Source organism: Phenylobacterium sp. (assembly GCF_036264965.1).
Taxonomy (GTDB): Bacteria; Pseudomonadota; Alphaproteobacteria; order Caulobacterales; family Caulobacteraceae; genus Phenylobacterium.
The window spans coordinates 1-9,717 of sequence record NZ_DATAPY010000070.1 but is presented as its reverse complement, the minus strand read 5'-3'; the positions used below and the strand labels follow the sequence as shown (position 1 = coordinate 9,717).

Below are 9,717 nucleotides of genomic sequence, written 5' to 3'. Positions count from 1 at the left end.
ACGATTGTTCGGCCTTCTTCTCAGGACGCGCCCGCCCATGTTCATGCGCTTCTTCACCGAGCTTAGGGAAGCCAAGGTCCCGGTGACGCTGAAAGAGTACCTCGTGCTGATGGAGGGGCTCGACAAGCAGGTGATCGACCGCTCGGTGGACGACTTCTACTACCTCTCGCGCGCCTCTCTGGTGAAGGACGAGAAGAACCTCGACAAGTTCGACCAGGTGTTCGGCCACGTCTTCAAGGGCCTGGAGAAGCTGGACGACGGGATCACCGCCGACATCCCGGCCGAATGGCTCAAGAAGATGAGTGACCAGTTCCTCACCGACGAGGAGAAGGCGCAGATCGAGGCCATGGGCGGCTTCGACAAGCTGATGGAGGCGCTGGCCGAGCGCATCCGCGAGCAGAAGGAGCGCCACGAAAAGGGCGACAAGGCGATCGGCACCGGCGGGACCTCGCCGTTCGGGGCCAACGGCTACCATCCCGAGGGCGTGCGCATCGGCCAGGACAAGGGCCGCCAGGGCAAGGCGATCAAGGTCTGGGACAAGCGCGAGTACAAGAACCTCGACGACCAGGTCGAGCTGGGCACCCGCAACATCAAGGTGGCGCTGCGCCGTCTGCGCAAATGGGTCCGCGACGGCTCGCCCGACGAACTCGACATGAGCGGCACCATCAAGGGCACCGCCGAGAAGGGCTATCTCGATATCCAGATGCGCCCGGAGCGCCGCAACAAGATCAGTGTGCTGATCTTCTTCGACATCGGCGGCTCGATGGATTCGCACATCAAGATCTGCGAGGAGCTGTTCAGCGCGGCCCGCTCCGAGTTCAAGAACATGGAGTTCTACTACTTCCACAACTGCCTCTATGAGAGCGTGTGGAAGGACAATCGGCGCCGTCACGCCGAGAAGCTGAACACCTGGGACATCCTCCACAAATTCCCCCACGATTACAAAGTCATCTTCGTGGGTGACGCGACCATGAGCCCCTATGAGGTCACCTATCCGGGCGGCTCGGTGGAGCACTGGAACGAGGAAGCCGGCGCGGTCTGGATGGACCGGGTTTCCAACATCTTCGAGAGCATGATCTGGCTGAACCCGACCGCCGAGCGGCACTGGGACTACACCCCGTCGGTGGGCCTGCTGAAGCAGCTGGTGGGCGAGCGGATGTACCCGCTGACCCTGGCGGGGCTGGAGAAGGCCATGAAGGAGCTCGCCCGCTAGGCGGGGCTGCGATGAGCGACGACCTGACCCACGAGGTCCCCGAGGCCGGCCATGACGCCGATCAGGACCAGGCCGCCACCAAGGCCGCCGTATTCAACGCCGCCGAGCGGCTGTTCGCCCTGCATGGGTTCCAGAACGTCTCGGTGCGCGACATCACCGCCGAGGCCGGGGTGAACCTGGCGAGCGTGAACTACCATTTCGGATCCAAGGACGCCCTGCTGTTCGAAATCTTCCGCCGCCGCACCGGCGAGCTGAACCGCGAGCGGGCGCGCATGCTGCACGAGGCCACCGACCGTCATGGCGGCAGCCCGCCGGTGCGCGAGATCCTGGAGGCGCTGTTCGCCCCACCGCTGCGCTGGGCCGATCCGGCCAACGACCGGCGGATCAGCGTGCAGTTCATCATCCGCGCCCGCTCCGAGGGCACCGCGGAGATGCGTGAGGCGCTGCAGAACGACGTCTCCCACCTGGCGCGCTTCGCCGAGGCGCTGAAGAAGGCGCGGCCCGAACTGCCGCCGGAGGCCGTCTATTGGCGGCTGCATTTCGTGCTGGGCATGGTCCACAACAACCGCTTCGTGGAGTTCGACCGCCTGCATCACCTGTCCGGTGGCCTGACCCGTGAGGGCGACGTGGCGGGCCTGCTGGCCCGGATGCTCGATTTCGCCGAGGCCGGCTTCAACGCGGCCTAAGGCTTCGCCGGCGCGGTCACGTGCAAGGCCGCGACGGCCGCCCGACAATCTTCCCGCTCCCGCGCCGACCAGGCGTCCGTCTCGGCCGCGTCGTGGGCGTCGGAATAGGCGATGACCACGCTCTTGGCCTTCACGCAGCGATCCACTGGCCGGGTCGCCTTCTCGTAGGCGCCGATGGCGTCATGGATGCGCACGCTGCCGATCAGCTTGGCCTGGGCGTCGGCGACCTGGCCGCAGCCCGCACACGCCAGCCCCACGCCAAGGATCGCCAAACCCCGCATCCCCGTCCCCTTAACCCAGGCAAGCTGAACCTTGGGGCGCGGCGGATATGTGACCCAATCGTGGCCGCCGCCGCCGTCGCATCCGCCTCATTTGGCGCCCGACGGCCAAGCGCATCGCGCCAGGCGGCGATAGGGCCTAGGGTCGCGGGATGGCTGCTCCGATGTGTCCCAACTGCAAGGCGTCGATCTACAAGGTGAAGCCCGTGCGCATCGCCGCGGACCCGGACTCCGCGGCGTGGAAGGGGCGCGTGCCTACCGTCGTCGGCTTCACCTGTTCAGACTGCGGCGTCCTGCTGCCCGTCAGTCCGACCGGTGAACGCGACGACGGCTAGCTGTTGCTGACAACAGGCTGTCAGCAGACCTGGGCGACAGTGGGGTTCCTTCTTCGACGCGGAGCCCCGCCATGATCAACCTGTCCGCCTTTGGCCCGCTTTGGGGCGTGCCCGATCCCAGCCCCTTCGTCATCAAGACCGAGGTGCAGTTGAAGATGGCCGGCCTGCCCTACCGCACCTTCCGGGCCCGTCCGCCCGAGGCGCCCAAGGGCAAACTGCCGTTCATCGACGACGACGGGGTCCAGGTCGGAGATTCGACCTTCATCCGCGACTACATCCAGTGGAAGCATGGGCTGGACCTCGACGCCGGCCTGTCGCCGCGCCAGCGCGCGCTCGCCTGGACGGTGGAGCGGGTCGTGGAAGATCACCTCTACTGGGCCATCGTCTACTTCCGGTGGGCGGCGCCCGAGAACTTCGACAAGGGGGCCGGCGCGGCCTTCTTCGCCGGAGCGCCGGACGAGGTGCGCGAGGGAGGCCGGAAACATATGGGTGCGGTGCTCCACGGCCAGGGGTTCGGGCGGCACTCGGCGGAGGAGGTCGGCGACCTCGCCGCCCGCTCAGTCACCGCGCTGGCCGAGATCGTGGGGGACGGTCCCTACCTTTCGGGCGAGCTGATCTGCGGCGCCGACGCGACCCTGTTCGCGGGGCTGACCGCGGCCCTGTCGCCGCATTTCGACACCCCGGTGCGCGACGCGATCCTCGGCCACGCGAACCTCGTCGCCTATCACGACCGGATGCGGGCGCGGTTCTATCCTGCTGGCGCCGAGGCGCAGAGCGTGGCGGCCTGATCGCGCTCCAGCGCGGGAACCTGCCGCCGGCCCGGCGGTTCCCCAGGGATGGTCCGCCTCAGCATCCGCCACGAGACGCTCTACACCTATGAGCGCCCGGTCCGTTTTGCGCCTCACCGGCTGCTGGTGCGCCCCCGCGACAGCCATGCGACGCGGGTGGTGGAGGCGCACCTGACCGTGTCGCCGCCGGGCCAGACGCGCTGGCTCTACGACGCCCTGGGCAACTCGGTCTGCTGCTTCACGCCGGACGGCGAGAGCCGGGTGTTGTCCATCGTCAGCGACCTCACCATCGAGCGGTTCCCGGCTTCGCTGACGCGGCGCGACGTGGCCGACCCGCAGACGGTCACGCCGATCTTCTATTCGGCCGGCGACCGTGCGGTGCTGGCGCCCTTCATCGACCCGGTGAGCGAGGACCGCGACGGCCGCTTGCTCAACTGGCTGCGCGACCAGATCGGGAGCCCCAGGGAGCCGGCGCTGGAGTTCCTGCTGCGGCTGAACCGCGCCATCCGCGCCGACTTCGACTATTCCACCCGGGACATCGGGACGGCTCAGGAGCCTGGTCAGACCGTGGCCACCGGCTCCGGCGCCTGCCGCGACTTCGCTTGGCTGATGGTCGAGGCCCTGCGGCGGCTGGGCTACGCCGCGCGTTTCGTCACCGGCTACCTCTATTCGCCCAAGACAGCCGCCTCGGGCGTGCGCGGCGCCGGCGCCACCCATGCGTGGTGCGAGGTCTTCCTGCCCGAACTGGGCTGGACAGAGTTCGACCCCACCAATGCGCTGGCGGAAAGCCCGGACCTAATCCCGGTGGCGGTCACCCGCACGCCGGCCGAGGCCGCCCCGGTCTCGGGCGCAATCTACGGCGACGGCGGCAAGAGCGAGCTCGCGGTTCACGTACTCGTGCGCCCGGCTGAAATGATTTCCGCCGCCGCCTGAGGCAAGTTCAGAGGGGGCCAAAAAGAAGGAAGGGAGATGCGACCATGACGCACGGCTTCCAGCAGCAGGACTCCGGGCTGAACTTCAGCTTCCCGAAGTCCGCGCCCACGCCGCAGCACGGCGGCAAGACGGATAGCAAGCCGGTCCAGCCCAGAAAGCCGCCGCGCTCGTTCGAGCCAAGGCCGGGCCACTGACGACGCCTCAGGGCGGCTGCGGCAAAACCGCAGCGGCCCTAGCGCATCCTTAACCCATCGGGCCTCGTATTCCCCGCGACCCGGCGTTCCGGCGCCTGGTTGCGATGTCCGCTACGAGGTCCGTAATGTCCGAGTTCGCCGTCCTGTCCCGCCGCGCGATCCTGGCCGGCGGACTGGTCTTGCCTTTGCTCCCCAGCTTGGTCCGCGCCGCGCCGCGCAGCCTGACCTTCGCCGTCTACCGCAATGGCTCGAAGATCGGCGAACACTACATCAACTTCGCCGGCGAGGGCCCGACACTGACGGCGACCACCGATGCGATCATGACCGTGAAGCTCGGTCCGGTGCCGGTCTTCAAGTACCATCACCACGCGGTCGAGCACCGCACCGACGGCGTCTTCGCCTCGCTGGAAACCTCGACCAACAGCAATGGCAAGGCCGAGCATGTCGAGGCCGAGCGCACCGGCGCCGGCGTCCGCGTCGATTGCTCCTACGGCAAGACCATGCTCGCCGCCGACGCCAATCCCATGACCCACTGGAACCCGCAGGTCTTCGGCGGCCCGCCGCTGTTCAATCCGCAGACCGGCAAGATCCTGAAGGTCCGCACTGCCAAACTCACCCCGGGTCACGTAGCCATCCGCGGCGAGGCCGAGATCGACGATTTCTACGACGAGGCCGGCGCCTGGCAGTCGCTGACCGGCAAGCTGGATGACGGCTCCCACATCGAGTACCGCCGCGTCTGACGCCTGGCCCCGTCTGGGCTTTCGCCCGTCCTCCGGACTCTGATAGACCAGCAGGATTGAAGTCATTCCTTTGCTGAAGGACGCCGCAGCCGGCCGTCTGTTGGTCGAACCCGCGCGGCGTTGGGTCATTTGGACGCCAAGATTGAAGCCGCCGCCTCAGGCGCCGACACGACCGATCTCGCCGCACGTGAGGCGGCCTATGAGAAGTTCGTCTGGGACAATCTGAAGCGGAACTACCTCGGCAACTACCTGCACGGCATGCTGGGGATGACCGGCTTTCGACTGGTCAACACGCCGACTTTCCTGCCCGCCTATCTGCACATGATCTCCGGTTCCAACGGGATCGTGGGCCTGGGCCTGGCGCTGCAGCAGGTGGGCGGCGTGATCTCGCCGATCTTCGGGGCCAGCCGGATCGAACATCGCACCAAGGTGATGCCGGCGGCCATGTGGATGGGCGGGCTGGCGCGCACCGCCGTGCTCGGCATCGCGCTTTCAGGGTGGCTGCTCAAGGGCCAGGTGCTGGTCGGCTCGATCCTCGGCTTCATGCTGATGTTCGGCCTCTTCATGGGCGCCCAGCGGGTGGTGTTCTCGCTGCTGATGGCCAAGGTGATCCCCATCAGCCGGCGCGGTCGCCTACAGGCCTGGCGCAACTTCACCGGCAGCGTGATCGCCGCCGCCCTGGCCTATGTGGCCGGGCGCTACTTCATCGGCCCGAACCTATTCGGCAACGGCTACGGCACGACCTTCATCTTCGCCTTCATCCTGACCAGCATGGGCCTCTGGGCGCTGCAGCTGCTGCTGAGGGAGCCTGAGCCGCCGACCACGCGCACCCAGGCCCGGTTCCGCGACCGGCTGCGCGAATTTCCGCGCCTGATCACCGAGGACCGCGCCTACGCCTGGTTTCTGGTGGTGCAGATGCTGTCGAGCTCGGCCCGCATCGCGACGCCGTTCTACATCCTGTACGTCGGGTCCTCGATGCACATGACCGGCAAACTGCTGGGCGCACTGTCGTTCGCGTTCATCGGGGCGGACGCCCTGTCGAACCTGATCTGGGGCTATCTGGGCGACAAGACCGGCTTTCGCCTGGTCCTGCTGTTCTCGCTGGCGGCGTGGGCGGCCTCGACCGTCCTCTTGCTGGAAGTCCACACGCCCTGGGCGATCTTCCTGGCCTTCTTCGGCCTCGGCGCGGGCCAGGCGGGCTACATGATGTCGGCCCAGACCATGATCCTGGAGTTCGGCGCCCGCGACGACCTGCCGATGCGCATCGCCGTCTCGGCCACCGCCGAGAGCATCACCGCCACGCTCGCGCCCCTGATCGGCGGCCAGGTCGCCGACCTGCTTGGCTATGGAACCGTCTTCGGCCTCTCGCTCGGCGTCCTGGGCGTCGGCCTGGCGGTGCTGATCGGCCTGGTCAAGGAGCCTAGGACCGCCCGGCTGTCGGCGCTCTAGGTGATCCACGTCCCCACCGCGGTCTGGGCCCACACGGCCTTCGACCTGGCCGCCTGGGCGAGCGGGCTCGGCCTCTCGGCCGTCCTCTACCGCTGGCGGCTTCGCGAGCTGACCCAGGACGTGGCGCGCAGGGTGGACAGCGGCTATTTCGCGGCTCTCGTCGCGGGCGCGATCCCGGGCGCGTGGCTGGCGGGTTCGCTGAACACCCTGCGCGACAGCCACCCGGCCCTGTCGCACAGCGTGGTCGGCGCCCTGGTCGGCGCCATCGTGGCGGTGGAGGTCTACAAGCGCCTGCGCGGCGTCACCGGCTCGACCGGCGGGGTCTTCGTGGGCTCGTTCTCCCTGGGCGTGGTCGTCGGCCGCTTCGGCTGTTTCTTCGCGGGCCTGCCGGATGGGACCTATGGGACGCCCACCCGCCTGCCCTGGGCCGTCGACCTCGGCGACGGGATCGGACGCCATCCCGTGGCGCTCTACGAGAGCGCCGCCATGGCGGTGTTCCTCGCCCTCTACCTAACGGGCCTCGCCCATCGCAGCCCCTGGGCGATGCGGCGCGGCTTCTACGCCATGTGCGTCTGGTATGGCGTCCAGCGGTTCGCCTGGGAGTTCCTGAAGCCCTATCCGGCGCTGATCGGGCCGTTTAACCTGTTCCACGTTCTGTGCGGGGGTCTGGTCGCCTATGGATGGCTCTATTGGCTCGGCGACCTCCGACGCGAGCGCGCAGCGCAAGGTCGCGCCCTACCTGTTCCAGGGGCAGACCACGAGCCTGTGCGAGACCTGCCTTAGCCTGGTCCCGGCCAAGATCATCTCCGAGGGCAATGAGGTCTTCTACCTGAAGCGCTGTCGGGAGCATGGCGTCCAGAAGACCCTGATCAGCGATGACCTCGGCTACTGGAAAGCCCAGAAGGACTGGCTGAAGCCCGGCGACCGGCCGCTGCGCGTGCAGACCCGCACCGACCACGGCTGCCCCTACGACTGCGGCCTTTGCCCCGACCACGAGCAGCACTCCTGCCTGGCGATCATCGAGGTCAACGAGGCCTGCAACCTGTCCTGCCCCGTCTGCTTCGCCGACTCGTCGGTGAGGCGCGCGGCTCACCGGCCCCTGGCCGAGATCGAGCGGATGCTGGACATCCTTGTGGAGTCCGAAGGCGAGCCGGACCTGGTGCAGATCTCCGGCGGCGAGCCCACGATCCATCCGCAGTTCTTCGAGATCCTCGACGCGGCCCGCGCCCGGCCCGTGCGCCACCTGATGATCAACACCAACGGCCTGCGCATCGCCCGCGAGCCGGGCTTCGCCGAGCGGCTCGCCGGCTATATGCCGCGGTTCGAGGTCTATCTGCAGTTCGACAGCCTCAAGCGCGATGCGCTCATGGAGCTGCGCGGCGCGGACCTGACCTCGATCCGGCAGCAGGCGCTGGAGGCCCTGGAGGCGCACAACATCTCCACCACCCTGGTGGTGACGTTGAAAAAGGGCGTCAACGACGGCGAGATCGCCGAGATCGTGCGCCATGCCCTGACCTGGCGCTGCGTGCGCGGGGTGACCTTCCAGCCGATCCAGGACGCCGGCCGCAACGACGGCTTCGACCCCAAGGCCCACCGCATCGTCTTGACCGAAATCCGCCGTCGCATCGCCGAGGCCGGGGTCTTCGCGCTGGAAGACCTGATCCCCCTGCCCTGCAACCCGGACCAGATCTGCATAGGCTATGGCCTGCGCAATGGGACCGCCGTCCAGCCAATCACCGCCATGCTGCCGCGCGAGCTGTTCGTGGCCGCCGTCCCCAACACGGTGACCTTCGAGGCCTATCCGCAGCTACGGGCCGCGGTCTTCAACCTGCTGTCGCTGTCCACCGCCCAGGCCGACACCACCGACAAGCTCGCCGGCCTGCTCTGCTGCCTGCCCGAGGCCGTGGTTCCGCAGGAAGTGGCCTATGAAAATACCTTCCGCGTGGTGATTTCCCAGTTCCTCGACCGGTTCAATTTCGACCTGGGCACGGTGAAGCGGTCCTGCGTGCACTTCGTCGAGCCGGACGGCCGGATCATCCCCTTCGACACCTACAACACCTTCTACCGCCCCGGCGCGGCGGGCGAAGGGGCGTTGAGGCGGGGTCAAGGGCGATGAGCCGGGAGAAGGTCAATGCGCTTGTCGTGATGACGGTCGGCGTCCTGATCATGACGCTCTGCGGCACGTGCACCTTCCATGTCATGCAGCATCCAGCCGGAATCGCGAGCTTCGCGATTGTCGTTGGCGGCGGCTGCGTGATGGTTGGTCTGGTGTTCTTGATATGGGGCTTGCGCTTATGGCGCAGTCTCAGGCCGCCATCCGATCGGGAGGATCCGGGGTGAGCGCGCCGCAACGCGACGACGCGGTCATCGGCTTCTTCGGCAACGCCTTCATCGCCATCGGCTGGTTGGTGCTGACGCTGGGCGGGCTCTGCACCGTGGTGATCGGGGTGCTGTCCGTGACCGGCGTCGGCGATAGCGGGGGCCACGCCAGCCTCGAAGACTGGGGCCTGCCAGCCGGCATGCTGGCGTCCGGCGGCGCGAGCCTTTGGATCGGTCGCACGATCAAGCGAAGCCGGGCCCCGCCGCCGGACTCGAAACCCGATGTCTGACGCTCAGTCCGACCCGACGAAGCGCTTCTTCGGCGCGGCGCTGACCGCCATCGGCGGTCTAGTGTTCGCGCTCTGCGGCCTTTGCACCGGCGTCTTCCTGATCACCGGATTGATGCCGCACGAGGACCACACGCTGTCGGGCATCGCCCTCGTCGCGGGGGGCATTCCCTCATTTACCGGCTTCGTCGTGATGCGGTTCGGCCTGAAGATTTACCGCGAGGCCAGCCCTAACCCGGATATCTCACACGGCTCACGGTTGGGGGGGCGAGGCCTGGCATCGGCGTTGGAGTTATCTTGAAGGCGGCCGCCGTCGGCCGCTTGCGGCGGGGGGCTGTGATCGTCTGGGTGCGAGTTCTGTTTCGGGGACGGGTTTTGGCGGGGCGCAGTCAGGCGGCTTTGGCGAGGCGCCCATAGGCCAGGGCCCATTCACGTTTCCAGGGATAGGCCGAGGCCATGGCGATCTTGATGCGGCGCACGGAGGTTCTGACGAGC

At 67.6% G+C, this 9,717-nt stretch carries 14 protein-coding genes; 13 read left to right on the top strand and 1 reads right to left on the bottom strand.

All coding sequences use genetic code 11. The annotated features are described in order from the left end of the window. Nucleotides 1–37: 37 nt before the first annotated feature. Both VHS75_RS09820 and VHS75_RS09815 read left to right on the top strand, forming a co-directional pair. A complete protein-coding gene (locus tag VHS75_RS09820; protein WP_329638434.1) occupies nt 38–1,213 on the top strand; it encodes a VWA domain-containing protein in 1,176 nt (391 codons plus the stop codon). An 11-nt stretch (nt 1,214–1,224) separates the two neighbouring features. Next, a complete protein-coding gene (locus tag VHS75_RS09815; protein WP_329638433.1) occupies nt 1,225–1,899 on the top strand; it encodes a TetR/AcrR family transcriptional regulator in 675 nt (224 codons plus the stop codon). On the opposite strand, the gene VHS75_RS09810 is transcribed toward VHS75_RS09815, so the two are convergent. Further along, nucleotides 1,896–2,180 carry a hypothetical protein gene (locus VHS75_RS09810; protein ID WP_329638432.1) on the bottom strand — a complete coding sequence of 95 codons (285 nt, stop codon included), beginning with the start codon at nt 2,178–2,180 and terminating at the stop codon, nt 1,896–1,898. The two genes, VHS75_RS09815 and VHS75_RS09810, sit on opposite strands and share 4 nt — an antisense overlap. Nucleotides 2,181–2,329: 149 nt before the next feature. Here VHS75_RS09810 and VHS75_RS09805 point away from each other — a divergent pair, with 149 nt between their 5' ends. From VHS75_RS09805 to VHS75_RS09755, 11 genes are all read left to right on the top strand, one after another. Then, nucleotides 2,330–2,512, top strand: a complete 183-nt coding sequence (locus VHS75_RS09805; protein WP_329638431.1) for a hypothetical protein — start codon at nt 2,330–2,332, stop codon at nt 2,510–2,512. Nucleotides 2,513–2,583: 71 nt separating this feature from the next. Then, complete coding sequence (locus tag VHS75_RS09800) at nt 2,584–3,300, top strand: glutathione S-transferase family protein (protein WP_329638430.1); 717 nt, start codon at nt 2,584–2,586, stop codon at nt 3,298–3,300. Between the two features lie 48 nt (nt 3,301–3,348). Beyond that, a complete protein-coding gene (locus VHS75_RS09795; RefSeq protein WP_329638429.1) occupies nt 3,349–4,233 on the top strand; it encodes a transglutaminase family protein in 885 nt (294 codons plus the stop codon). A gap of 44 nt (nt 4,234–4,277) precedes the next feature. After that, nucleotides 4,278–4,427 carry a hypothetical protein gene (locus VHS75_RS09790; RefSeq protein WP_329638428.1) on the top strand — a complete coding sequence of 50 codons (150 nt, stop codon included), beginning with the start codon at nt 4,278–4,280 and terminating at the stop codon, nt 4,425–4,427. Between the two features lie 125 nt (nt 4,428–4,552). After that, the gene (locus VHS75_RS09785) at nt 4,553–5,167 is read left to right on the top strand and encodes a DUF6134 family protein (protein ID WP_329638427.1); all 615 of its coding nucleotides are present in this window, start codon (nt 4,553–4,555) and stop codon (nt 5,165–5,167) included. Nucleotides 5,168–5,296: 129 nt separating this feature from the next. Beyond that, the gene (locus VHS75_RS09780) at nt 5,297–6,616 is read left to right on the top strand and encodes an MFS transporter (protein WP_329638426.1); all 1,320 of its coding nucleotides are present in this window, start codon (nt 5,297–5,299) and stop codon (nt 6,614–6,616) included. After that, nucleotides 6,617–7,399, top strand: coding sequence for a prolipoprotein diacylglyceryl transferase family protein (locus VHS75_RS09775; RefSeq protein WP_329638425.1), 783 nt, complete (start codon nt 6,617–6,619; stop codon nt 7,397–7,399). Further along, nucleotides 7,293–8,732, top strand: a complete 1,440-nt coding sequence (locus VHS75_RS09770; protein ID WP_329638424.1) for a radical SAM protein — start codon at nt 7,293–7,295, stop codon at nt 8,730–8,732. Before VHS75_RS09775 ends, VHS75_RS09770 begins: the two co-directional genes overlap by 107 nt. Beyond that, nucleotides 8,729–8,956: a hypothetical protein gene (locus VHS75_RS09765; RefSeq protein WP_329638423.1), complete on the top strand. Its 228-nt coding sequence runs from the start codon at nt 8,729–8,731 to the stop codon at nt 8,954–8,956. The genes VHS75_RS09770 and VHS75_RS09765 overlap by 4 nt, the downstream gene beginning before the upstream one ends. Continuing rightward, nucleotides 8,953–9,225, top strand: a complete 273-nt coding sequence (locus VHS75_RS09760) for a hypothetical protein (RefSeq protein ID WP_329638422.1) — start codon at nt 8,953–8,955, stop codon at nt 9,223–9,225. The genes VHS75_RS09765 and VHS75_RS09760 overlap by 4 nt, the downstream gene beginning before the upstream one ends. Then, nucleotides 9,218–9,523, top strand: a complete 306-nt coding sequence (locus VHS75_RS09755) for a hypothetical protein (RefSeq protein ID WP_329638421.1) — start codon at nt 9,218–9,220, stop codon at nt 9,521–9,523. Before VHS75_RS09760 ends, VHS75_RS09755 begins: the two co-directional genes overlap by 8 nt. Nucleotides 9,524–9,717 lie beyond the last annotated feature (194 nt).